General features: G+C 68.6%; 21 protein-coding genes. 15 read left to right on the top strand and 6 right to left on the bottom strand.

Annotated elements, in window-relative coordinates; genetic code table 11:
- The first annotated feature begins 10 nt into the window (after positions 1–10).
- Both ABFX45_RS07935 and ABFX45_RS07930 read left to right on the top strand, forming a co-directional pair.
- Positions 11–898 carry an AurF N-oxygenase family protein gene (locus ABFX45_RS07935; RefSeq protein WP_346128713.1) on the top strand — a complete coding sequence of 296 codons (888 nt, stop codon included), beginning with the start codon at positions 11–13 and terminating at the stop codon, positions 896–898.
- Positions 871–1,653, top strand: coding sequence for an alpha/beta fold hydrolase (locus tag ABFX45_RS07930; RefSeq protein ID WP_109632540.1), 783 nt, complete (start codon positions 871–873; stop codon positions 1,651–1,653). The genes ABFX45_RS07935 and ABFX45_RS07930 overlap by 28 nt, the downstream gene beginning before the upstream one ends.
- Positions 1,654–1,683: 30 nt before the next feature.
- Here the strand turns inward: ABFX45_RS07930 and ABFX45_RS07925 are convergent, their stop codons facing one another.
- Complete coding sequence (locus ABFX45_RS07925; RefSeq protein WP_109632542.1) at positions 1,684–2,313, bottom strand: TetR/AcrR family transcriptional regulator; 630 nt, start codon at positions 2,311–2,313, stop codon at positions 1,684–1,686.
- Between the two features lie 126 nt (positions 2,314–2,439).
- On the opposite strand from ABFX45_RS07925, the gene ABFX45_RS07920 reads away from it, so the two are divergent.
- The 11 genes from ABFX45_RS07920 (at position 2,440) to ABFX45_RS07870 (ending at position 16,089) form a co-directional block, all read left to right on the top strand.
- Entirely contained in the window at positions 2,440–3,393 is a 954-nt protein-coding gene (locus ABFX45_RS07920) for an alpha/beta fold hydrolase (protein ID WP_233439218.1), read from the top strand.
- A 40-nt stretch (positions 3,394–3,433) separates the two neighbouring features.
- Entirely contained in the window at positions 3,434–4,423 is a 990-nt protein-coding gene (locus ABFX45_RS07915; RefSeq protein WP_233439219.1) for a DUF3152 domain-containing protein, read from the top strand.
- Positions 4,424–4,506: 83 nt separating this feature from the next.
- Positions 4,507–5,679: an adenylyltransferase/sulfurtransferase MoeZ gene (gene moeZ, locus ABFX45_RS07910; RefSeq protein ID WP_109633261.1), complete on the top strand. Its 1,173-nt coding sequence runs from the start codon at positions 4,507–4,509 to the stop codon at positions 5,677–5,679.
- 148 nt (positions 5,680–5,827) lie between these two features.
- Complete coding sequence (locus ABFX45_RS07905; RefSeq protein ID WP_346128709.1) at positions 5,828–6,625, top strand: TIGR02569 family protein; 798 nt, start codon at positions 5,828–5,830, stop codon at positions 6,623–6,625.
- Positions 6,626–6,730: 105 nt separating this feature from the next.
- Positions 6,731–8,662 (top strand): molybdopterin oxidoreductase family protein, encoded by a 1,932-nt coding sequence (locus ABFX45_RS07900; RefSeq protein WP_346128707.1) that lies wholly within the window; start codon positions 6,731–6,733, stop codon positions 8,660–8,662.
- Complete coding sequence (locus ABFX45_RS07895; protein ID WP_109632555.1) at positions 8,647–10,077, top strand: FAD-dependent oxidoreductase; 1,431 nt, start codon at positions 8,647–8,649, stop codon at positions 10,075–10,077. Before ABFX45_RS07900 ends, ABFX45_RS07895 begins: the two co-directional genes overlap by 16 nt.
- Positions 10,078–10,175: 98 nt before the next feature.
- Complete coding sequence (locus ABFX45_RS07890) at positions 10,176–11,480, top strand: MFS transporter (RefSeq protein ID WP_109632557.1); 1,305 nt, start codon at positions 10,176–10,178, stop codon at positions 11,478–11,480.
- Between the two features lie 112 nt (positions 11,481–11,592).
- Complete coding sequence (gene nirB / locus ABFX45_RS07885) at positions 11,593–14,049, top strand: nitrite reductase large subunit NirB (protein WP_346128704.1); 2,457 nt, start codon at positions 11,593–11,595, stop codon at positions 14,047–14,049.
- Positions 14,046–14,360: a nitrite reductase small subunit NirD gene (gene nirD, locus ABFX45_RS07880; protein WP_109632561.1), complete on the top strand. Its 315-nt coding sequence runs from the start codon at positions 14,046–14,048 to the stop codon at positions 14,358–14,360. Before nirB ends, nirD begins: the two co-directional genes overlap by 4 nt.
- A complete protein-coding gene (locus ABFX45_RS07875; RefSeq protein ID WP_112228764.1) occupies positions 14,357–15,451 on the top strand; it encodes a uroporphyrinogen-III synthase in 1,095 nt (364 codons plus the stop codon). The genes nirD and ABFX45_RS07875 overlap by 4 nt, the downstream gene beginning before the upstream one ends.
- The gene (locus tag ABFX45_RS07870; protein WP_109632566.1) at positions 15,448–16,089 is read left to right on the top strand and encodes a sirohydrochlorin chelatase; all 642 of its coding nucleotides are present in this window, start codon (positions 15,448–15,450) and stop codon (positions 16,087–16,089) included. The genes ABFX45_RS07875 and ABFX45_RS07870 overlap by 4 nt, the downstream gene beginning before the upstream one ends.
- A gap of 160 nt (positions 16,090–16,249) precedes the next feature.
- Here ABFX45_RS07870 and ABFX45_RS07865 read toward each other — a convergent pair whose 3' ends face one another.
- From ABFX45_RS07865 to ABFX45_RS07855, 3 genes are read right to left on the bottom strand one after another with little or no spacing between them, the layout of a single operon-like run.
- Positions 16,250–16,567, bottom strand: coding sequence for an MGMT family protein (locus ABFX45_RS07865; RefSeq protein ID WP_109632568.1), 318 nt, complete (start codon positions 16,565–16,567; stop codon positions 16,250–16,252).
- A 13-nt stretch (positions 16,568–16,580) separates the two neighbouring features.
- Complete coding sequence (locus ABFX45_RS07860) at positions 16,581–17,570, bottom strand: alpha/beta hydrolase (RefSeq protein ID WP_170154756.1); 990 nt, start codon at positions 17,568–17,570, stop codon at positions 16,581–16,583.
- A 17-nt stretch (positions 17,571–17,587) separates the two neighbouring features.
- Positions 17,588–18,883 (bottom strand): cytochrome P450, encoded by a 1,296-nt coding sequence (locus ABFX45_RS07855; RefSeq protein ID WP_346128700.1) that lies wholly within the window; start codon positions 18,881–18,883, stop codon positions 17,588–17,590.
- Positions 18,884–19,061: 178 nt separating this feature from the next.
- On the opposite strand from ABFX45_RS07855, the gene ABFX45_RS07850 reads away from it, so the two are divergent.
- Both ABFX45_RS07850 and ABFX45_RS07845 read left to right on the top strand, forming a co-directional pair.
- Entirely contained in the window at positions 19,062–19,880 is an 819-nt protein-coding gene (locus ABFX45_RS07850) for an SAM-dependent methyltransferase (RefSeq protein WP_346128698.1), read from the top strand.
- A gap of 102 nt (positions 19,881–19,982) precedes the next feature.
- Positions 19,983–22,064: a putative bifunctional diguanylate cyclase/phosphodiesterase gene (locus ABFX45_RS07845; RefSeq protein WP_346128696.1), complete on the top strand. Its 2,082-nt coding sequence runs from the start codon at positions 19,983–19,985 to the stop codon at positions 22,062–22,064.
- Here ABFX45_RS07845 and ABFX45_RS07840 read toward each other — a convergent pair.
- Positions 22,061–23,059, bottom strand: coding sequence for an alpha/beta hydrolase (locus tag ABFX45_RS07840; protein WP_233439222.1), 999 nt, complete (start codon positions 23,057–23,059; stop codon positions 22,061–22,063). The genes ABFX45_RS07845 and ABFX45_RS07840 overlap by 4 nt on opposite strands.
- Before the next feature lie 17 nt (positions 23,060–23,076).
- Positions 23,077–24,390: a cytochrome P450 gene (locus tag ABFX45_RS07835; protein WP_346128693.1), complete on the bottom strand. Its 1,314-nt coding sequence runs from the start codon at positions 24,388–24,390 to the stop codon at positions 23,077–23,079.
- Between the last annotated feature and the right edge of the window lie 83 nt (positions 24,391–24,473).

Genomic DNA, 24,473 nt, shown 5'->3' with positions numbered 1-24,473 from the left:
AGGGCAACCGATGAGGCTCGCCGATCGGGAGAAGACAGCGGAGAGGCTGCTGAAGTCGTCCGCCGAGAAGTTCTACGACCCCGAGGTGGACATCGACTGGTCCGCGCCTCTGGTCGACGGGCTCTTCTACATCCCTGAACAGCGGATTTCGCTGTACGGCACGCCTTTGTACGAGTCGCTGACTCCCGAGCAGCGCATCGAGCTCTCGAAGCACGAGCTGGCGTCGATCGCGTCCGTCGGCCTGTGGTTCGAGCTGCTGCTCATGCAGATGCTGGTCAAGGTCGTCTACAACACCGACCCGACCTCCCGGCACGCCCAGTACGCGCTGACCGAGGTGGCCGACGAGTGCCGCCACTCGACGATGTTCGCGCGCCTGGTCGAACGCATCGACTGCCCGCCGTACGGGCCCACGCGGCACACCCACCGCCTGGGCAAGCTGCTGCCGACCATCGGCTACGGCCCGGCGATGTACGGCTCGATCCTGGTCGCCGAGGAGATCCTCGACCGCCTGCAGCGCGAGGCGATGAACGACGAGACGATCCAGCCGATCGTGCGGATGGTGAACCGCATCCACGTGCTGGAGGAGGCCCGCCACGTGCGGTTCGCGCGAGAGGAGCTGCTCCGCGGGATGTCGTCGTTGAAGGGCTACGAGCTGCCGTACCAGAAGTGGCTGATCGGGTACGTGTCGATGATGATCACGCGCACGATCATCAACCCGGCCGTCTACGCCGCCGTCGGCCTCGACGTGCGCGAGGCTCGCCGCCAGGCGCTGGCCAACCCGCGGTTCCAGGAGACCATTCGCTGGTCGGGGGAACGGATCATGTCGTTCCTGGACGAAGCCGGACTTGTGGGAAGGCCGGGGATGCGCTCATGGCGTCGCTCGTTCTTGATCGGCTGAACGTCGTCACGTCGGAGTCTTCGCCCTCCGACGTGACCGCTGTTCTGCTGCACGGCTGGACCATGGACCTCACGACGTGGGACCGCGTCGCAGCCGCGTTGCCGGGCCGCGTGGTCCGCTACGACGTCCGCGGCCACGGTCTCTCGACCGGCAGCGCCCTGACCCTGTCCGAACTGGCCGACGACCTGGCCGCGGTCCTGGACGAGTACGTCCCGACCGGGCGCATCGTGCTGGCCGGCCACTCGCTGGGCGGCATGACGATCATGGCGCTGGCCGAGCAGCGCCCCGAGTTGTTCTCGCGCGTCACGGGGGTGGCCCTGGTGGCCACGTCGTGCGGGGACCTGCCCCGGCTGAGCGGTGTGGAGCGGCTCGCCGGGCGATGGCTGGTCAGGCGGCCGAAGGTCGGGTTCGGCCGCTTGATCACGCCTGGCCTGCGCGTGACGTTCGGGCGTGGGGCGCGCTGGGCCGACGTGCGTGCCGCGGCGGCGATGGCCGGGGCGACGACGGGTGAGGCGTTCGTCGGACTCCGGGAGGAGCTGACCAGGCACCAGCGGCGGGAAGCGCTCTCGGTGCTCTCGTCGATCCCGACCGTCGTCATGGCCGGGTCGTGGGACGTGCTGACGCCGATGCGGCACTCGCGGGCGATCGCGGACGCGTTGCCGTCAGCGGAGTTCGTGATCTATCCGAAGGCGGGGCACATGCTGCCGTTCGAACGCTCGGAGGACGTGGCGAGACGAATCGCCGCGCTGATGTGAAGAAGGGGCCCGCGCCGCGGGCCCCTTCTCTCAGTGCTGGAGCGGGAAGCCGCCACCGATGCCGCGCCACGCCAGGTTGGAGATCAGCGCGACCGCGTCCTCCTTCGGCACCCGCCGGTTGTCCGCGAGCCACGACCGCGCGGTGACCTGCGAGAGCCCCACAAGGCCGACCGCCAGCAGGCGGGCCCGCTCCGGGTCAAGGCCGGCGTCCGCCGTGATGGTCTCGGTGATCGCGTCGACGGAGTCGGTGGTCGCGCGCTCGACGGCCTGCTGCACGGCGGGCTCGGAGCGCAGGTCGGACTCGAACACCATGCGGAAGGCCTGGCCCTCGCCGTCCACGAAGTCGTAGAAGGCGGCCACGGCGGCACGCACGCGCAGCTTGTTGTCCGTCGTCGAGCCGATGGCGGTGCGGACACGGCCGACCAGCTCGTCCACATGGGACTCGAGCAGCGCCATGTACAGCTCGAGCTTGCCGGGGAAGTGCTGGTAGAGCACCGGCTTGGACACGCCAGCGCGCTCGGCGATCTCGTCCATCGCCGCGGCGTGGTAGCCGTTGGCGACGAACACGTCCTGCGCCGCTGCCAGCAGTTGCGCGCGGCGGGCGGTGCGCGGCAGTCGAACGCCCCTGCCTGCGGGTGCGCTCTGCGCCGTCTCCGTCATGGTGCCTCCAGCACGTGTCATCTGCCGTCGGAGAGGGGTTGCCTGACCGAGGCGTGAGCGCAACCTTACTCGCTGGTAGCCCACATCCGGGAACCATCTCCGCCTTCTTTCCCGCATCCTGGTCTGGTGAGCGCCCTGATCCCCGCCCCGCTGTCCACGGTCGAGCTGCCGCCGCTGGACACGTCGCAGCCGCCGTGGCCAGGTGAGTTTCACCAGGTCGATGACCATGAGGTACACGTCAGGGTCACCAGGGGGAACGGGCCGCCCGCCGTCTTCGTGCACGGGCTGGGCGGGTCCGCGACCAACTGGACGGACCTCGCCGCCCAGCTCAGGGAACATGTCAACGGGTACTCGATCGACCTGCCGGGGTTCGGGCGGTCGGAGCCGATTCCCGGCTATGACTTCAGTCTTCCGACGCACGCGCGCACGGTGATCAAGTACCTCGAGACGTTCGGCGAGCCAGTGCACCTGTTCGGCAACTCGATGGGTGGCGCGATCTCCCTCATCGTCGCCGCGACCAGGCCGGACCTCGTCAGGACGCTCACCCTGGTGAGCCCGGCCGTGCCCGACTTCAGGCCGCGCCTGGACCGCATGTCGGACCCGCGGATGGCGCTCGCGTTCCTGCCGATCGTCGGGTCCAGGGTGCGCCGCGAGCTCGCCAAGCTGAGCGCGCACGAGCGCACGAGGCAGATGCTCGAACTGTGCTTCGCCGACCCGAGCGTGGTGCCCGACCACCGCATCGAGGAGTCGATCAGGGAGAACGAGGAGCGCGCCCGGCAGAAGTGGGCCGGGCACGCGCTCAACCGCAGCACGTTCGGGCTGATGCAGACCTGGCTCATGCCGGGCCCGAAGTCGCTCTGGCGCTTCCTCCCGCTGGTCAAGGCGCCCACGCTGGTTTTGTGGGGCGAGAACGACAGGCTCGTCAGCGTGCGGAAGGGGCCGCGCACGGCCCGTCTGCTGCCGAGGGGACGACTGCTGGTGCTCCCGAAGACCGGGCACGTGGCCCAGATGGAGCGGCCCGCCACCGTGGCGAGGGCCGTCCTGGGCATGTGGGAGGCGGTGGACCGACACACATGGTGACGAACAACGGCCATACGGGGGGTGTGGGACCCTGGGCAACGTGAATCGCGCCCCCGAGCGAGGACCTTCTGCTCCGCCCTCTGACCGCTACCGTCGTGGCGCGCGCCGGACCAGCGCGGAGCCGCTCGCGGCAGCCTGGGAGCCGGAGGGCACCGCGCAGCACAGACGGCCCCGCAAGCGCGGGGCCAAGAAGCTCGTCGCCAACTACGGATGGCGGATCTACGCCATCCCGGTGCTGCTCGTGCTGACGGCGCTGGTCGTGCTCGACACGGTGCAGCCGAAGTCGCCCGCGGCTGGTGGCAGTGCGGGCAACCCCACCGACGTGGTCACCACCACACCGGAGCCGCCCGCGTCCGAGGTGCAGGCGCCGAAGCCGAAGCTCGACGTGCCCACCGCCGAACTGCCCGCGGGGCCCGCGTTCTCGGAGGACGGCGTCGGCACGTTCAAAGCCGTCCCCGGCAGCGGCGCGAGGGTCGGCGAGGCGAACGCGCAGAAGTTCCGCAAGTACGCGATCGCCATCGAGGACGGCGTGAAGCCCGCCGACTACAACGACGACGCGGCCGCGTTCGGGCGCACGATCGACGGCTTCCTGTCCGACCCCCGCGGCTGGATCGGCACGAAGCAAGTGGCCTTCCAGCGGGTCGAGGCGAACCAGAACCCGGACTTCACCATCATCCTGGCCAGCACGAAGACCTCGCACACGATCTGCGGCAAGGAGATCCCGTTCGAGACCTCCTGCTGGGACTTCCCCACCAAGCGGGTGATCATCAACGTCGCCCGCTGGGTGCGCGGCGCGATGGTCTACGGGCCCGACCTCTCCGGCTACCGGACCTACGTGATCAACCACGAGGTCGGCCACGCGCTGGGCAACAACCACGCGGCGTGCCCGGAGAACGGTGCTCCCGCGCCCGTGATGATGCAGCAGACGTTCGGCGTCGCGAACAACTTCGTCTCCCAGCTCAACGCCGGGCAGGACGTGGTTCCCGCCGACGGCAAGGTCTGCACGCCGAACCCGTTTCCCGCTGGCTGAGACGGCTTTCCAACGAGGAAGAGTCCAGGCAGGGTAGATGTTGTCTCGGATACAGAGGCATGCAGTCCGTCGAGGAGGAGCAAATGGCGCTTCCGCCGCTCGTTGAGCCAGCCGCGGAGCTGACCAAGGAAGAAGTCGCGCGGTACAGCCGGCACCTGATCATCCCGGATGTCGGGGTGGACGGGCAGAAGAGGCTGAAGAACGCGAAGGTCCTCGTCGTCGGCGCGGGCGGCCTGGGCAGCCCGGCACTGCTGTACCTGGCCGCGGCCGGGGTCGGCACGCTCGGCGTCGTCGACTTCGACGTCGTGGACGAGTCGAACCTGCAGCGTCAGGTGATCCACGGCCAGTCCGACGTCGGCCGCCCGAAGGCCGAGTCCGCGCGCGACTCCGTCGCCGAGATCAACCCGTTCGTCAAGGTCGTGCTGCACCAGACGCATCTCAACTCCGAGAACGCGCTGGACATCTTCCGCGACTACGACCTGATCCTCGACGGCACCGACAACTTCGCCACGCGGTACCTGGTGAACGACGCCGCGGTGCTGCTGGGCAAGCCGTACGTCTGGGGTTCGATCTTCCGGTTCGAGGGCCAGGTCAGCGTCTTCTGGGAGGACGCGCCGAACGGCCAGGGCCTGAACTACCGCGACCTCTACCCGGAGCCGCCGCCTCCCGGCATGGTCCCCTCCTGCGCGGAGGGCGGCGTGCTGGGCGTGCTGTGCGCGTCCATCGGGTCGATCATGGTCACCGAGGCGATCAAGCTGCTCACCGGCATCGGTGACCCGCTGCTGGGCCGCCTGATGGTCTACGACGCGCTGGAGATGACCTACCGGACGATCAAGATCCGCAAGGACCCGGAGTCGCCGAAGATCACCGAGCTGATCGACTACGAGGCGTTCTGCGGTGTCGTGTCCACGGACGCGCAGCAGGCGGCCGCGGGCAACACGATCACGCCGCTCGAGCTCAAGCACAAGCAGGAGTCCGGCGAGGACTTCCTGCTGGTGGACGTCCGCGAGCCGCACGAGTACGAGATCGTGAAGATCCCGGGCTCGGTGCTGATCCCGAAGGACCGGATCCTGTCCGGCGAGGCGTTCTCCGAGCTGCCGCAGGACAAGCCGCTGGTGCTGCACTGCAAGTCCGGTGCTCGTTCGGCGGAGGCGCTCGCGGCGCTGCACAAGGCGGGCTTCAAGGACGCCGTGCACGTCGGTGGTGGCGTGCTGGCCTGGGCTCGCGAAGTCGACCCGTCGCTGCCCACGTACTGATGGCTTGATGGCGTCTGCAAGTACCACCAACGGCCCAGTTGGTGGTACTTGCAGACGCTCCAACCACTGGGCCAAGTGGGTGGTGGCGCGAATCACGGCGTGTCGCGTTCCGCCAACCGGGTGGTCTGAGCAGGTAGCGTGCCCGACCGTGACCCGCACCCCCGAACCGCCCCCAGCGCACGTGCGTGCGGCGTTCGGGGCACGTGACGCCGAGCCGGAGCTCATCGACGGCGGCCCCGCCTGGCGCTGCGGCGACGCCACGATCCGTCCGGCGCCCAAGCCGGCGGAGGCGACCTGGATCGCCAAGACCCTCGACGGCTTGGACGTGCCGAACCTGCGCATCGGCAGACCGTTGAGATCCACCGACGGTCGTTTTGTCGTCGGCGGCTGGTCCGCCACCAAGTTCCTCGCCGGTCGGGCCGAGGCACGTCACGACGAGGTCATCGCCGTCGCCCAGCGCCTGCACCAGGCCACGGCCGAGCTGCCCAAGCCCCGCTTCCTGGAAGCACGGACCGACGTGTTCGCCGTCGCCGACCGCCTGGCGTGGGGCGAGGAGGACGTGCCGCTCGAGGCCGACCTCGGCGGCAGGCTGTTCGAGCTGCTCAAGGAAACGCAGAAGCCGCTCAACCTCAGGTCCCAGGTCGTGCACGGCGACCTCTTCGGCAACGTGCTGTTCGCCGGCAACGCCCCGCCCGCCGTCATCGACTTCACCGCGTACTGGCGGCCCGCCGAGTGGGCCGCCGCCGTGGTCGCCGTGGACGCCGTCGCGTGGGGTGGCGCGGACCACGGCCTGTTCAAGCGGTGGAGCCACCTGAGCGAGTGGACGCAGGTGCTGGTGCGCGCGACCCTGTTCCGGCTCGCCGTGCACGCGCTGCACCCGTTGTCAACATCACAGTCCTTTGCGGGCTTGGAACGAGCTGCTCACCAGGTCACCGCACTGCTGTGAGCGGGCCAATTTCCAGGTTCGAAACATTGCGGAGCATCGGGTTAACAGGGGCTTCTTAGCGTCAGCGGGGTGACCCATTGCCCCTACTGCGCGCTGCAGTGCTCCATGAGCGTCATCGACGGCCAGGTGGCCCCTGGTCCCGGTGGGCTGTGCCAGAAGGGCTGGACGGCGGGGGAGTTGCTGCGCCATCCAGGCCGCCTCACCACACCGCTGATTCACGGCGAGCCCGCCTCGTGGGACGAGGCCCTGGACTTCGTCGCGTCCCGGATCAAGGAGTTCGAGCCGGACGAGGTCGCTGTGTTCGGCGGCGGCGGTCTGACCAACGAGAAGGCGTATCTGCTCGGCAAGTTCGCGCGGGTCGCGCTGAAGACCTCGCAGATCGACTACAACGGCCGGTTCTGCATGTCGTCGGCCGCCGCGGCGGGCAACAAGGCGTTCGGGCTGGACCGCGGCATGCCGTTCCCGCTGACCGATCTGCGGTCCGCCGACACGGTGCTGCTGGCCGGGTCCAACCCGGCCGAGACGATGCCGCCGTTCCTGCGCCACATCGAGGGCGCGCGGCTGATCGTCATCGACCCGCGCCGCACCCCGACCGCCGAGCGCGCGACGTTGCACCTGCAGCCCGCGCCGGGCACGGATCTGGCGCTGGCGCTGGGACTGCTGCACACCGCGGTCATCGAGGGCGTGCTCGACAAGGAGTACATCTCTTCTCGCACCAGCGGTTTCGACGAGGCCTGGCGCATCGCCGCACAGTGGTGGCCGGAGCACACCGAGCGCGTCACGGGTGTCTCCGCCGCTGACCAGCGCGCCGCCGTGCACATGCTGGCCGGGCGGTCGTACATCCTGACCGGCCGCGGCACCGAGCAGCACGCGTCCGGCACCGACAACGTCTCCGCGTGGATCAACCTGGCGCTGGCCCTGGGTCTGCCCGGCCGGGTGGGTTCCGGTTACGGCTGCCTGACCGGGCAGGGCAACGGCCAGGGCGGCCGCGAGCACGGGCAGAAGGCCGACCAGCTGCCCGGTTACCGCAAGCTCGACGACCCCGAGGCGCGCCGCTACATCATGGACGTCTGGGGTGTCGACTGGCTGCCGGGGCCGGGGCGCAGCGCGTACGAGCTGCTCAACGCCGACGACCTCAAGGCGATGCTGGTGTTCGGCAGCAACCCCGTGGTGTCGGCGCCGCGCGCGTCCGGCGTCGCCGATCGTCTTCGCGCACTGGACCTGCTGGTGGTGGCGGACTTCGTGATGTCGGAGACCGCCGCGATGGCCGACGTCGTGTTCCCGGTCACGCAGTGGGCGGAGGAAGACGGCACGATGACCAACCTCGAAGGCCGGATCATCAGGCGCCGCAAGGCACTCGACCCGCCTGCCGGGGTGCGCAGCGACCTGCACCTCATCCACGGACTGGCCGCGCGCCTCGGCTGCGCGGAGAAGTTCCTGACCGAGCCGAAGGAAGTCTTCGAGGAGCTGCGCAGGGCGTCCGCCGGCGGTCCCGCCGACTACTCCGGCGTCACCTACGAGCGGCTCGACGCCGAGCAGCTGCACTGGCCGGTGCCGTCCGTCGAACATCCCGGCACGCCAAGGCTCTTCCTCGACCGGTTCGCGCATCCGGACGGTCTCGCGCGGTTCATCCCGGTCGACCACAGGGGTCCGGCGGAACCGCCGGACGACGAGTTCCCGTTGCAGGCCACCACCGGGCGGGTCCTGCAGCACTACCAGTCGGGTGCGCAGACGCGGCGGATCGGCGAGCTGATGAAGGCGGTTCCCGAGATGTACGTGGAAATGCACCCGGACACGGCTTCGCGCGCCGGCCTCGCCTCCGGTGAGCCCGCGCACGTCGTGTCCAGGCGGGGAACGGTGACGGCGACCGTGCGGTGCGTGGCGAGCATGCGCGCCGACGCGGTGTTCCTGCCGTTCCACTTCCCCGGTGACGGGCGGGCGAACCTGCTCACCAACCCCGCGCTCGATCCCACGAGCCGGATGCCCGAGTTCAAGGTCTGCGCGGTGCGATTGGAGCGGGCATGCGACGAATCGTGATCGTTGGCTACGGAATGGCAGGCGCGCGGCTCGCGGACGAGCTGCGGCGTCGTGACCAGGACATCTCCATCACCATCATCGGCGCGGAGCCGCACGCCGCGTACAACCGCGTGCTGCTCTCGACCGTGGTCGCCGGGACCATGACACCGGAGTCGACCAGGCTGCACGACGACAGGTGGGCGGACGAGCACGACATCGACCTGCGGCTGGGGCAGGAGGTGCTGGAGATCGACCGCGCCTCGCGGACGGTGACTCTGGCCGAGGCCGAGCCCATTCCCTACGACGCCCTCGTCCTGGCCACCGGCAGCACCCCCTGGGTTCCTCCGGCAGAAGGTCTCGTCGAGGACGGCAAGCTCGCGTCCGGTGTCGTGGCGTTCCGCACTCTCGACGACTGCGCCGAGATCGAGGCGAAGGCCCAGAAGGGCATGCCCGTCGTCGTCCTCGGCGGCGGTCTGCTGGGCATCGAAGCCGCTCGTGGCCTGGCCGGACGCGGCTGCCTCGTCACCGTCGTCCACCCGGTCGGCCACCTCATGGAACGCCAGCTCGACCCCGGTGCGGGCGGTGTGCTCGCCAGGACGCTGGGCCAGCTCGGCATCGAGTTCCGCCTCAACGCGCTCGCCGCCAAGTACCTCCCCGGCGACGGGTTGGTCCTCGACGACGGCAGCCACGTTCCCGCGGAGCTCGTCGTCGTTTCCGCCGGTGTCCGCGCCGAAACCTCGTTGGCCGTCAAGGCGGGCCTGGAGGTCGACCGCGGCATCGTCGTCGACGACGTGTTGCGCACCAACGACCCGCGCATCCACGCGATCGGCGACTGCGCCCAGCACCCCGGCACGGTCTCCGGCCTCGTGCAACCGGCCTGGGACCAGGCAGCGGTGCTCGCGGATCGCCTGACGGGCGCCAATCCGGCCGCGCGCTACCGCGGCACTTCCGTTGTGACGCGGTTGAAAGCACGTGACGTGGATCTCGCCGCACTGGGCGATGTGCACACCGACGTGGACTGTCCGGACTCGGAAGTCCTGTGCTTCCAGGAACCATCCCGCGGTCGTTACGCGAAGCTCGTCCTGCGGGACGACCGGGTGGCGGGCGCGATCGTCCTGGGCGCACCGGATGCGGCCGCCACGATCACCCAGCTCTACGACCGCGGCATCCCCGCGCCGACGGACCGGCTGGCGTTGTTGCTGGGACGTGCGCTGCCCGCGGAGGCGGCGAGCCCGGCGGACCTGCCGTCCAGCGCGGTGATCTGCCGTTGCAACACCGTCTCCAAGGGACAGATCGTGTCGGCCTGGCGTGCGGGCGCGGAGACGTTGCCACAGCTCGCCGAAGCGACACGGGCGACCACGGGCTGTGGTGGTTGCAAGGACGCTGTGTGCGGGTTGCTCGACTGGCTCGGGGCCTCACAACCGGCCTCGGCGTGATGTGCGGCGGAGTTGCCTTCGCCGTCATCGGCCAGAACCCCTTGGTAATGCGGGTTTCTTAGCTTTTTCGGCAGTCGCCGAACCCCTGGAGGACATTCATGCGGAGCTGGATCGAGCACTGGGAACCCGAGAACGCCGAGTTCTGGGAGTCGAAGGGCAAGCGGATCGCCCGCAAGAACCTGGCGTTGTCCATCTTCGCGGAGAACCTCGGGTTCAGCGTCTGGGTGCTGATGAGCATCGTCGTGGTGAGCCTCGGCTCGGTGGGCTTCAACTTCAGCGTCGGCCAGCAGTTCTGGTTGCTGATCGTGCCCAACCTGGTGGGTGCGATCCTGCGGGTGCCCTACACGTTCGCGGTGCCGCGCTTCGGCGGGCGGCTGTGGACGACGATCAGCGCCGGGTTGCTGCTGATCCCGTGCACGATGCTGGCCTACGCGGTGACCACGCCCGGCACGCCGTACTGGTTCTTCCTGCTCACCTCGGCCGCGATGGGTCTTGGTGGCGGCAACTTCTCGTCGTCGATGGCGAACATCTCGTTCTTCTACCCGGAGGGCAAGAAGGGCCTGGCGCTCGGCATGAACGCCGCCGGTGGCAACCTCGGCGTCGCCATCACGCAGCTCATCGTGCCGGTCATCATCACCATCGGCACCGGGATCAACCTCGCCTACGCGGCGCTGATCTGGATGCCGTTCATCGTCCTCGCGACCGCCTTCGCGTGGTTCTTCATGGACAGCCTCACCCAGGCCAAGCCGGACGGGCAGTCGTACAAGCTGGCGATGTCGAACAAGCACACGTGGGTGATGTCGTTCCTGTACATCGGCACGTTCGGCTCGTTCATCGGGTACTCGTTCGCGTTCCCGTCGCTGATCAAGATCAGCTTCGTGGACTACAAGGGCTGGGTGGCGCTCGCGTTCCTCGGCGCGCTGATCGGCTCGATCGCCCGTCCGGCCGGCGGGTGGCTGGCGGACCGGATCGGTGGCGCCAAGGTCACGCTCGCCACGTTCATCGGGCTCGGTGTGGGCACGATCGGCGTCATGACCAGCGTGGACATGAAGAGCTTCCCGCTGTTCTTCACCTCGTTCATCGCGCTGTTCATCCTGGCGGGCGTCGGCAACGGCTCGACGTACCGGATGATCCCGGCGATCTTCAAGACGCAGGCGGACGACGACAAGTCGGCCAAGCGCCAGGCCGCCGCCGTCGTCGGCATCGCGGGCGCGATCGGTGCGGCCGGTGGTGTGCTGGTGAACCTCGTCTTCAAGTTCTCGCTCGAGGGTTCGAAGACGCTGACGCCCGCGCTGACCGCCATTCTCGTCTTCTACGCGCTGTGCCTCGGCACGACGTGGTGGTTCTACTTGAGGCGCAACGTGTTCGCGACGCGGCCGTCGCTCGCCTACGCCGGCGTGTGACGCACATCGCGCTGATCTGCGGAGAGAGTTTCCTTTAACACCCGCGAAATGTTGCGGACCTTGGGATGACACGCCGCCCGGTGAGCATACCGGTCGGAAGGAGGGATGCCCGATGACTCAGACCCTGGTCGTGATCGGTAACGGCATGGTCGGCCACCGGCTCGTTGAGATCCTCCGCGACTCGTCCTGGCGGATCGTGGTGTTCGGCGAGGAATCGCGCCCTGCCTATGACCGAGTCGCGCTGTCGTCCTATGTGGACACGTGGAACTCCGCCGATCTGGAGCTGACGCCGCTGTCCGGCTGCGAGCTCCGCCTCGGTGAGAAGGCCGTCTCGGTCGACCGGGAGCGCCGCGTGGTGACGGGCGCTTCCGGTGTCGAGGTGCAGTACGACGCGCTGGTGCTGGCCACCGGCTCGGTGCCGTTCGTTCCGCCGGTGCCCGGTCGTGATCTGCCCGGTTGCCACGTCTACCGGACGATCGACGACCTGGACGACATCCGGGCGACCGTCCAGGCCGCTGACCGGCCCGGACGGCACTCCGGCATGGTGCTCGGCGGTGGCCTGCTCGGGCTGGAGGCGGCCAACGCGCTGCGCGGCATGGGCGTCTCGCCGCACGTAGTGGAGCTGGCGCCGCGGTTGATGCCGATCCAGGTCGACGAGGGCGGTGCCGGGCTGCTGAAGCGGCTGGTCGAGAAGCTCGACCTGACCGTGCACACCGGTACCTCGGCCTCGTCCATCGAACGCGACGGCTCGCGGTTGATCGCCAAGCTGGCCAACGGGGTCGAGCTCGACCTCGACGTGGTGGTGTTCAGTGCCGGCATCCGGCCGCGCACCGACCTCGACCTGGGCCTCGAGCTGGGGCCGCGCGGCGGCTACCTGGTCGACGCCGCCTGCCGCACCGCTGACCCGCACGTGTTCGCGATCGGTGAGTGCGCTGCCGTCGAGGGCGTGGCGTACGGACTTGTGGCTCCTGGCTACGCGATGGCCGAGGTCGTCGCCGACCAGCTGCACGGCGGCGCGAAGACGTTCCCCGGTGCGGACCTCTCCACCAAGCTGAAGTTGCTCGGTGTGGACGTGGCGTCGTTCGGTGACGCGCACGCGCAGACCGAGGGTGCGCTGGAAGTCGTCGTCAACAACGCGGTCGCCGGGACCTACAGCAAGCTCGTCGTGTCGGACGACGCCAAGACGTTGCTGGGCGGCGTTCTCGTCGGCGACGCTTCCGCCTACCCGTCGCTGCGGCCGTTGGTGGGCAAGGAAGTTCCGGCGGCGTTGCTGCAGCCGGGCGGGGCCGTCGACGTCGAGATGCCCGCGGATGCGCAGGTCTGCTCGTGCCACGCGGTGACCAAGCAGACGATCACCGACGCGATCCAGTCCGGTGTCGCGTGCGACGTGGCCGAGCTCAAGGCGTGCACCAAGGCAGGTACGGGCTGCGGCTCGTGCGTGCCGATGCTGAAGAAGCTGCTGACCGACTGCGGTGTCGAGCAGTCCAAGGCGTTGTGCGAGCACTTCACGTACTCGCGGGCGGAGCTCTTCGAGATCGTCCGGGCGACTCGCGTCACGACGTTCACGGCGCTGGTCGAGAAGCACGGCACCGGTCGTGGTTGCGACGTCTGCAAGCCCGCCGTGGCGTCGATCCTCGCGTCGCTGAACAACGGGCACATCCTGGGCGAGGCACAGGCCCCGTTGCAGGACACCAACGACAGGTTCCTGGCGAACCTGCAGCGCAACGGCACGTACTCGGTCGTGCCGCGCATCCCCGGCGGCGAGATCACGCCGGAGAAGCTGATCGTCATCGGCGAGGTGGCCCGCGACTTCGGCCTCTACACCAAGATCACAGGTGGCCAGCGCATCGACCTGTTCGGCGCGACCGTCGACCAGCTGCCGGAGATCTGGCGCCGCCTGGTGGACGCGGGCTTCGAGTCGGGCCACGCGTACGGCAAGGCGTTGCGCACCGTGAAGTCCTGCGTCGGCACGACCTGGTGCCGCTACGGCGTCCAGGACTCCGTCGGTCTCGCCATCGAGCTGGAGCTGCGCTACCGCGGCCTGCGTTCGCCGCACAAGCTCAAGTCGGCCGTCTCCGGTTGTGCGCGTGAGTGCGCGGAGGCACGCGGCAAGGACTTCGGCGTCATCGCCACCGAGAACGGCTGGAACCTCTACGTCGGCGGCAACGGCGGCTTCACGCCTCGCCACGCCGACCTGCTCGTGTCCGATGTGGACACCGAGACGCTGATCAAGGTGATCGACCGGTTCCTGATGTTCTACATCCGCACCGCCGACCGCCTGCAGCGCACCTCGGCGTGGCTGGAAGGGCTCGACGGCGGGCTCGACCACCTGCGCGAGGTCATCGTCGACGACAAGCTCGGCATCTGCGACGAGCTGGAAGCCGCGATGGCCGCGCACGTCCACGACTACGCCGACGAGTGGCGAGGTGTGCTGGAGGACCCGGAGAAGCTCGCGCGGTTCACGTCGTTCGTGAACGCGCCCGGCACACCCGACCCCACGATCTCGTTCCGCGCTGAGCGCGGTCAGCGCGTCCCCGTCCAGCTCGGAATTCCGGAGGTCGTCAGGTGACCGTTGTCTGTGACTTCAACGTTCTGCGTCCCGAGACCGGTGTGGCCGCTCTGCTGCCCGACGGATCGCAGGTGGCGGTGTTCCTGACCGCCGACGGTTCCTTGCACGCGTTGGACAACATCGACCCGTTCAGCGGCGCCGCGGTGCTCTCCCGCGGCATCGTGGGCGACCGCGGCGGCGTCCCCGTCGTGGTGTCGCCGGTCTACAAGCAGGCCTTCGAGCTGGCGACCGGAAAGTGCCTCGACGAGCCCGCCGTCTCTGTCGCGGTGCACCCGGTGCGAGTGCGTGACGGCGTCGTGGAGCTGACATGAACGCGCCGCTGGCGGGCTTCACCATCGGGGTAACCGCTGCCCGCCGCGCCGACGAGCTCATCGCGCTGCTGGAACGCAAGGGCGCGTCCGTCGTGCACGGGCCCGCCTTGCGGATAGTGCCTCTGCCGGACGACACCACCCTGCACGCCGCGACGCGGGAACTGGTGTCGTCACCGGTCGACGTCGTCGTCGCCACCACCGCGATCGGGTTCCGCGGGTGGTTCGAAGCCGCCGAGGGGTGGGGACTGGCCAGTCGACTGCACCGCGCTCTGGAAGGCGCCGTGGTGCTGCCACGGGGCCCGAAGGCCAAGGGTGCGGTGCGGGCGGCCGGCCTGGTCGAGACCTGGTCCCCCACGTCGGAGTCGAACGCCGAGCTGCTGCAGTACCTGCTGCGGCTGGGCGTGTCCGGCAAGCGGGTCGCCATCCAGCTGCACGGCGAACCCTTGCCGGACTTCGTGAACACGCTGCGGGCCGCCGGTGCCGAGGTCGTCGAGATCCCGGTCTACCGGTGGGAGCCGCCCGCCGACATGGGGCCGTTGCAGCGGTTGATCGAGGCGGTGCTGGCCGGACAGGTCGATGCGCTGACGTTCACCAGCGCGCCTGCCGCGGCTTCGGTGTTGCGCACTGCCGGGCCGCGGTACGCGGATCTGGTTTCCGCGTTGCGCCGGGACGTGCTCGTGGTCGGCGTCGGCGCCATCACCGCCGGCCCGTTGGTGGCCGCCGGGATTCCGGTGGTGCAGCCGGCTCGCTCCCGGATCGGTTCGATGGTTCGCGAGCTGGCCGTCGAGTTGCCGTCGCGTGCCACTCGGTTGCGGATCGCGTCCCGTGACATGGAGATGCGGGCGCAGGCGGTGGTGATCGACGGGGAGCTTCGGCCGGTGGCGCCGGCTCCGATGGCCGTGTTGCGGACGCTCGTGGCTGCTCGGGGCAGGGTGGTCTCCCGGCAGGACCTGTTGGCCGCCTTGCCTTCTGGCGGTGAGGAGCACGCGGTCGAGACGGCGATCGGGCGGTTGCGGACGGCGCTGGGGTCGCCGCAGATGGTGTGCACGGTCGTGAAGCGTGGTTACCGGCTAGCGATGGAGCCCGCATGAAGCTTGTTCTTGCCTTCCACGGCACTCGTGATCCGCGAGGCGCCGTGGTGTGCGAAGAGATCGCGGATCTGGTGCGGCCGCAGGTTGATGTGCCCGTGGAGGTCGCATACGCCGATGTCCGTCAGCCCGATGTCCGGTCGGTTGTGGACGGCCCGGCTGTGGTGGTTCCCGCGTTTCTGGCTGCCGGGTACCACGTCCGGGTCGACATCCCCGAACAGATCGGGAACCGGCCGGACGTGGTGCTGACCTCACCGCTCGGCGTGGACGCGGTGCCGGCGGTGCGGGACCGGTTGCGGGAAGCAGGTTTCCGCCGCGGCGACGCATTGGTGCTCGCCGCGGCGGGTTCGTCGGACGCTCGGGCGCTGGCGGACGTTCGTCGGGCTGCGGCTCTGCTCGGCGCTTCCGCTGTCGGGTACGTGGCTACCGCGACGCCCCGCGTGCCCGACGTCGTTGCCGGGCTGCGGGGGCGCCGCGTGGCCGTTGCCTCGTGGCTCCTGGCACCAGGGACGTTCCACGGGTCGCTCGCCGACTGCGGCGCGGACGTCGTGTCCGAACCGATCGGGGCGCATCCTCTTGTGGTCGATGTGTTGTTGCGCAAGTACTACGCGGCTCGGGCGGTGTTGCTGCAATCAGCATGAGGCTTGGGTGAACCGGCCTCAATGGAACTGTTCCACCGGGTGGTTTGACAGGGTTTGAGGCTTGGTGGGGACCGGGCGTGCGGGGCCGGCGGGTGCGTACGCGCTCACGCGGCGGACCCGTCCGGCTCAGCTTCGCCATCACGGTTGAAGGGCGCCTCGCCTACCAGAGGCCGGGTGCTTCCTCCTTGCGCGCGTCCTCCCACCGGTACTCGCGCAGGTTGACCTTGCCGTCCAGGTTCGGCACGCCCTCCTCGTGCAGCATCTGCAGCTGCGTCTCACGGAGGTGCGGCGCACAGGTGCCGTCCGCCTTCAGGACGCGTTGCCACGGCAGGTCGTGACCGTCCTCGTTGAGGATGCGGCCGACCAGCCGTGGCGACGGCGCCTTGGCGAGATCTGCGATGTCGCCGTAGGTGGCGACGCGTCCGCGGGGGATGGCCTTGATGATGTCGCGGACTCGCTCGTGGATCTCTTCGTCCATCCCCTGAGTTTAGTCAGAGGCTCTTGGACCAGGCGGCGACTGCGGAGTGGTAGTCGGGGGCGTTCGGGGCGTAGTTGATGGAGTGGCCGTAGCCGTTGAGGATGAAGGTGTCGAGGCGGGGGACCGACGGGAAGAACTGGCGCTCGTCGGCCTTCAGGGCGGCTGGGGACGAGCAGTCGCTGCCCATCAGGGGGAAGTTGTTGCCGCAGAAGTGGGTGTCGTTGCCAAGGGCGATCATCACCGGGACGTTGATCTTGCGGGAGATCGGGATGATGACGGTGTTCAGGAGGATCGTGTCGACCGCCTCGGTGGCGGAGAAGACGTCCTTGGTGGACTCGTCGAACGAGATCGCGCCGGAGACCAGCGGGCCCGGCTTGTGGAACGAGTTGTAGCGGGTGTCCGGCATCGTCGTGAGGTAACCGAGGTCCAGGCCCGCCGGGACCATGTTGGCCAGCACCGGGACGACGGTGATGTAGTTCATCTTGTGCGTGAAGCCGGTGACGAGGACGCCGTCCACGTCGCGGTAGGTGCCTGCCTCGATCATGGCCATCGCCGAGCCGATGGAGTGGCCCCCGACGATGACCTTTTCGAAGCGGGGCTTCAGGGTTTTGATGACCTGGTGGACCGCGTTCGCCTGGGCCGAGGCGGTGACCAGGGCGCTCAGCGGCTTGGAGCTCTTGCCGGTGCCCAGGCGGTCCACGGCGAGGGTGGCGATGCCCGCCTTGTTCTGGGCGCGGGTGTAGGAGCGGGAGTTGGGCTCGTACCCGATGTCCCAGTACGAGTTGTCGTAGGTGCCGCCGGGGATGAGCACCTGCACGGTCTTCGCGCCCTGCGGGGTGCAAAGCCTGCCGTACATCCTTTCCAGCATCGGCACCAGCGGGGTCAGGCCGATGTTGACGGTGGTGTGGACGTCCTCGCACGTCACGGCGGCTGAAGCGGGTGTGGGGGCCAGCAGTGTTCCGGTGGCGAGCAGAGCCGCGACGCACAACCGGCGGAAACGCATGGTGGAACGACCTCCAACTAGTTGCGGGGGACAGCCTTCATCAGCAGGCCGTTTGGGTACGGGGCGGACGTGAACTTCACGCGCGCCGGACGGGTGGGGGTGAGACGCCAGTTCGCCGCGATGGTCGCGAGGGTGATGACGATCTCGGTGTGGGCGAAGGTGTTGCCGAGGCACTGTCGGTTGCCGCCGCCGAACGGGATGAACGCTCCGCGCGGGAGTCCCGAGGCGAAGGAAGGTGTCCAGCGGTCCGGGCTGAAGCGCCACGGTTCGGTGAAGTAGCGCTGGTCGTGGTGCAGGGCGTGCGGGCTGACGATCACCTCGGCGCCCGCGGGGAGGTGGACGTCGCCCAGCTGGACGTCGACCAGCGCTCGGCGCATCACGAACCAGATCGGGTACATCCGCAGGGTCTCCTGCACGATCTGCTCGGTGTAGGTCAGGGAGGCCACGTCGGCGAACGTCACGGGGCGGCCGCCCAGCACGGAGTCGACCTCGGCGTGCAGCCGTCGTTCGATCTCGGGGTTGCGGCCCACCTCGTAGAGCGCCCAGGCCAGTGCGATCGCGGTGGTCTCGATGCCCGCGGTCAGCAGGGTCAGGACCTCGTCGTAGGTCTGCTGGTCGGTCATGCCGGCCAACAGCAGCATCGAAAGCATGTCGCCGCGGTCCACGCCGTCGGCGCGCCAGCTCTCGATCACCTGCAGCACAACGGCTTTCATGCGGGCGATGGCCGCGTCGAATTCTCGGTTACCTGGAATCGGGAGCTTTTCGACGAACGACGGGGACAGCGCCCGGATCATGCCCTGCTGGATGACGGTGAAGATCGACCGGCGGACCTCCTCGACGGCCGGCTCGCCGATCTCCGTCGAGAAGAGCGCCTCGCCGACGATGGTGACCGCGAGCTCCTGCATGTCGTTCTCGATGACGCGGACCTCGCCGGGCTGCCACCGCGCAACCAGCGAAGCAGCGGCACGAGCCATCGTCGAGGCATAGGTTTCCATCCGTTCCCGATGGAACGCCGGCTGCATCAACCGGCGCTGTCGCAGGTGGAACTCGCCGTTCGACAGCAGCAGGCCCGTTCCCAGGTACGGCTGGAACTTGTCGAACATCGCGCCCTTGCGGAACTTCGCCCCCTGGGCGACGAGAACCTCGTGGGTCAGCGCGGGATCGGTGACGAAGTAGGCGTGCAAGGGGCCCAGGTCGAGGCGCACCACATCGCCGTGCTCGTGCAGCGCGTCGGTGAACTTGGCACGCTGGGTGAGCATTGCCGGTGTGTGCCCGAGTAACGGCCAGCGGCGCGGAGCCACCGGGACGGGCATCCAGACTCCCAGGAGTTGGGCCGAATGGGGACGGACCACCCTAGGAGCCGTTTGGAGGAAGACGACAGTGCCTGAACGGGTGGTTCCGCATCACTCTGATGGTTCAGCGCGCAAGCCGCACGGGTGACTAAGCTCGTGCGTCTCCCTCGAACCGCCACGAACCTAAGAGGTGTTTCCCGTGGCAGAGCCCCAGAACTGGGTTCCGCTCGGCATCGACACGAACGTGCCGAGCATGGCCCGCGTCTACGACTACATCCTCGGCGGCGCCCACAACTTCGCCGCCGACCGGCAGGTCGGTTCCCAGATCGAGAAGCTGGTCCCCGGCCTGCCTAGCGTCGCCAGACTCAACCGGCGGTTCCTCGGCCGCGCGGTGAACTTCCTGATGGACCAGGGGATTCGCCAGTTCCTCGACATCGGCTCCGGCATCCCGACCGTCGCCAACGTGCACGAGGTGGCCCAGGAACGCGACCCCGCGGCGCGCATCGTCTACGTCGACAAGGACCCCGTCGCCGTCGCGCACAGTCAGTTGATGCTGTCCGACAACGAAAATGCCGCGATCGTCCAGGCCGACATGCGCGATCCCGAAGCCGTGCTGTCGAGTTCCGAGGTCGGCCGCCTGCTGAACTTCGACGAGCCGATCGGCCTGCTGATGCTGCTGATGCTGCACTGGGTGCCGGACGAGGACGACCCGCAGAAGCTCGTCGCCACGTACCGCGACGCGCTGCCCGCCGGCAGCTTCATCGTGATGACCCACGTCGCCAAGGACCAGATCGGTGAGAACGTCGGCGAGGCCGCCGAGGTGGTGAACCGCAGCAAGAGCGCGGACCAGATGTACATGCGCACGCACGCGCAGGTCAACGCGCTGTTCGACGGGTTCGAGCTGGTCGAGCCCGGCCTGGTCGGCTGCGGCGAGTGGCGGCCGGACGGACCTGGTGACATCGCGGACGACGCGAGCATGAACATGTTCTTGTACGCTGGTGTCGGTCGTAAGGACTGAAACCACCCGGTAGTGTCGGAGGTTCACTCTGTCGGCGCAGTAGGCGTCGACTGCCGGTAGGTAAACTGCCGCACACTCTCCAACCCATACAGGGCAACGGGAATGACGAATCCGAGCCGAAGACCCGATGCCGTTCCACCTGCGGACACCGCCGCCGTCCGGGCGCGCGAAGCCTTGGCGCGCAAGTGGAGCTACCTGGTCAGCAGCGTCATAGTTGTCGCGCTGAGCAGAGACGAGCTGGACGCTGAACTGGGCGCCCAGCTCGACGCGATGTGCGCCGCGCTGCACAAGGAGCCGTTCGACCCTGCTCCGTTCGAGGAGGTGGGCGAGCGACTCGTCGCTCTCGGCTACGTCAACGAGCCCGGCCTCCGGCGCACCGTCGACGTGCTGGGCAAGGGCTTGCTGGCACTGGAGGAGTTCAGCGCGACCGAGCAGCACACCGTCCACGTGGTCGGTGGCATCGGCGCGCTGGCGTGCGGCTTCGTCAGCGCCCGTGCCAGGGCGATCCTGGACCAGCAGGAGAGCATGCAGCGCTCGCTGCTCAAGGCTGCCCACGACGCGCAGCGGGACCAGCGGCAGAGCGAGGCGAAGTTCGCGGGCCTCGCGTCCTCGTCGACGAACGGCATCCTCATCGTCGGTCTCGACGGACGAGTGGCCTGGGGCAACGACGCGATCGGCGACATTCTCGGCCATCAGCCGGAGCCTGGCACCAGGCTCGCGGAGCTCGTCGCACCGCAGTCGATCGTGGTGTTCCGCGAGCTGATGGAACGGGTTCTCGCCGAACGCGACGAGTTCCAGCGCGAGCGGATGCAACTGGTGCGCGGCGACGGCGAGTTCTCCAGGGTCACGCTGACGGCGTCGCTGCTGCGCGACGACGACGGCAAGCCGAGCCACGTCCTCGCCATGATCGACGACGACACGGAACTCGCGCTGCTGCAAGGAGAACTGCGCAGGCAGTCGCTGCACGACGTGCTCACCGGCCTGCCGAACCGGCAGTTCTTCACCACCCACCTCGAAACCGTGCTGCGCAGGGCCGATCCCGAGTTCGGCGTGACGGTCTTCCACCTCGACCTCGACGCGTTCGGCCTGGTGTGCAACAGCCTCGGCGGGCGAGTCGGCGACCAACTGCTCCAACACGTGGCACGCAGGCTGCGGGCGGTGATGTCGCGCGAGCAGGCGATGGTGGCCCGGTTCGACGGCGACGAGTTCGGCATCATCGTGGAGAACACCGCCACCACGCCGGACATCGCGACGACGATGGCCTCCATCAACGCCGACCTGGCCGAACCGATCTTCGTGGACGATCACGGGCTCGCGGTCTCGGTGAGCGCCGGCGTGGTCGACCGGCCGTCGCCCGACGTCGATCCCACGGAGCTGCTGCGCATGGCGGATCTGGCGTTGCGGCAGGCCAAGAAGGACCAGCGCGGTCAGTGGCAGTTGTTCCACGGCAACCAGGACATGGAGCGCCGGCGTGACCACGCGCTGGCCGTGGTGATGCCGGGAGCGTGGGAGCAGGGCGACATCGGTGTGTGCTACCAGCCCGTTCGCGTGCTCGCGACCGGCGAGCTGGCCGGCGTCGAAGCGGTGCTGCACTGGGATCTCTCGGACCGGTGTGCCGAGCTGGCCGACCAGACCGGCCTGATCCTGCCGATGGGCGAGTGGCTGATGAGGATCACCGCCGGCCAGGCGCAGTGGTGGCGTCAGCGCGGCGAGCTCGACGCGCAGTTCGGCATCCGGCTCACGCACCACCAGTCGACCGACGCGGATCTGGTGTCACGGGTGGCGAAGGTCGTGGAGGAGACCGGGATGCCGCACGAACGGCTGACGTTGTGCATGCCGGTCGGTGTGCTCGGCGTGGCCGACGCGGCGGAGAACCTGAGCACGCTCGCGGCCAGGGGAGTGCGGATCGCGCTCGAGGACTTCGGGCTCGGTCCGCGGGATCTGGCCTGGCTCTCGGAGCTGCCGATCGCGTCCGTGTGCGTGCCGAAGGATCTGACGCGGCGCATGGATCCCCGTTCTGTCGCGTTGATCCCGGCCGTGCACGAGGTGGGCGTGAACATCTGCGTCGACGGCATCGAGACCGCCGAGCAGGCGGCGTGGTGGACGCAAGTGGGCGCCGACCTCGCGATCGGCGCCCACTTCGGTTCCCCGCTGGATGCGGGCGACTTCCTGAAAGAGCTCTAGATGCTGCGCTGCCACGCGGTCACGGCCGCGTGGTAGCGGTTCGCGTTCTTGGTGTCGAAGTTGAAGACGTGCCCGTAGCCGTTGACGACGAAGCCGTTCAGTCGAGGTGCCCTGAGGTAGAACGGCCTCTCGGAGTTGACCAGCGCCTGCGCCGACGAGCAGTCGGCACCGAGCGGCGGGGTGCCGCAGAAGTAGTCGGCCGAGGTCTGAACGGTCATCACCGGCACGTTGATGGCGTTGCTCGCGGGAAGCACGAGGTTGGACATCAGAGCGGTCGTGACGAACTCACCGGCCGACACCACGTCCTTTGTGGACTCGTCGAGGTTGATCACGGTGGAGATGTTGGGACCTGGCGCGTGGAACATGGTGTAGCGGGTTCCCGGCGCCGTCGTCAGGTAGCCGACGTCGAGGTTGCGCAGGCCAAGCCTGGGATCGATCGCGGCAGGGATCAGGTTGGTCAGCGCGGGCACGGCCCGGACGTAGTCCCACTGGTGCGTCATGCCGGTGACCAGGACGCCATCGACGTCGTGGTACCTGCCCGCCTCGACCATCGCGATGGCCGAACCGATGGAATGCCCGCCCACCAACACCTTCGAGAACCGCGGGCGGAGGGTCTGGATCACCTGGTGCACCGCCTCGGCCTGGTTGGGGACGTCGACCAGGATGCTGAGCGGTTTGGTGCTCTTGCCGGAGCCGATCCGGTCCACCGCCATGGTGGCGATGCCCGCGCTGTTCATCGCGCGCGTGACCGAACGGGTCTCGCTCTCCACCGGGATGTCCCAGTACCCGCTGGTGTACGTGCCACCGGGGATGAGCACCTGGACGGTCGTGGCCCTCTGCGGGACACACAGCCTGCCGTACATCATCTGCCGGACGAGTCCGAACTGAACCGGTGTGTACACGTCCTCGCAGGTGGTCTGGGCAGCGCTTGCCGGCGTGGGAACCGGTATGAGCGCAGCGAGCAGCACGGCGGCACAGAGCCGACGAAAACGCATGGGGGAACAACCTCCAACTAGCGGGGGACGACCTTCATCATCAGGTCGTTGGGGTAGGCCGCATTCGTGAGCTTGGTGCGCACGGGCCGGTCGGGGACCAGCCGGTGGTGGGCGCAGACGGTCGCCACCACGATGGTGATCTCGGTCAGTGCGAAGTGGTTTCCGATGCAGTGGTGGATACCGCCGCCGAACGGGACGAACGCGCCCTTCGGCAGGTGCTTGGCGCGCTCGGGCGTCCAGCGGTCCGGGTCGAATCGCTCCGGGTCGGGGAAGTGCGCGGGGTCGTGGTGCATCGTGTGCGGGCTGAGGATCACCTCGGTGCCCGGTGCCAGGCGGATGCCGCCGAGCTCGACCTCCTCCGCGGTGCGGCGCATGACGAGCCAGAGCGGGTACTTCCGCAGGACCTCGTTCGCCACCCTGGCGAGATGAGTCAGCTTCGGCACGTCGTCGAACGTGACCGGCCGCCCGGCCAGCACCTCGTCGATCTCCGCCAGCACGCGCTGTTCGACCTCCGGGTTGGCGGCGATCTCGTGGAAGATCCAGGCCAGCGCCAGCGCGGTGGTCTCGATCCCCGCGGTCAGCAGCGTGACGACCTCGTCGAAGACCTGCTCGTCAGTCATCGGTTCACCGGTCTCGGTGTCCCTGGCCAGCAGCAACATCGACAACAGGTCGCCATGGTCGATGTCGTCGTCGCGCCGGCTCTCGATGACCTCGTGCACGATCGCGCGCATCCGGGCGATGGCTTCGTCGAACTCGCGGTTGGCCGGTATGGGCAGCTTTTCGACGAACCCCGGTGAGAGCGCGCGCAGCATTCCGTTCTTGATGATCACGAAGACGGATCGGCGGGCCTCGTCGATCGCGCGTTCGCCGATCTCGGTGGAGAACAGCGCCTCACCGACGATCGTCACCGCGAGGCCCTGCATGTCCTCCTCGAGCCGCCGCACCTCGCCCGGCTGCCATCCCTCCACGAGGTCACGCGCTGCGCGGGCCATGATGTTCGCGTAGCCCGCGATCCGGTCGCGGTGGAACGCAGGCTGCATCATCCGACGCTGGCGCAGGTGGAAGGCCCCGTTCGACAGAGCGAGCCCGTTGCCGACGAACGGCCGGAACTTGTCGTACATACGGCCTTTGTGGAACTTCGGTGCGTCGGTGACCAGCACCTGGTGCATCAACCGCGGGCTCGTGACGAAATACGCTCGCAACGGCCCGAGGTGAACTTCGACGAGATCGCCTTGGTGCCGTAAATTCGCGGTGAACTCGAATCTTTTCCGCAGCATCGGCAGGGTGTGTCCGAGAAATGGCAGCCTGCCGGGTGCCACCGGGACGGACATCATCGCTCCTCGCGAGTGGAAAGAGATGGACCACCATAGGAGTCGTTCGGTCGAGAGTGACAGTGCCCGATCGGGTGGCGCGT

Origin of the sequence: Lentzea roselyniae (assembly GCF_039537795.1) — a bacterium.
GTDB classification, from domain to species: Bacteria; Actinomycetota; Actinomycetes; order Mycobacteriales; family Pseudonocardiaceae; genus Lentzea; species Lentzea atacamensis.
Note: the sequence above shows the minus strand (reverse complement) of the source record. Positions and strands in the feature narration are given on the sequence as shown.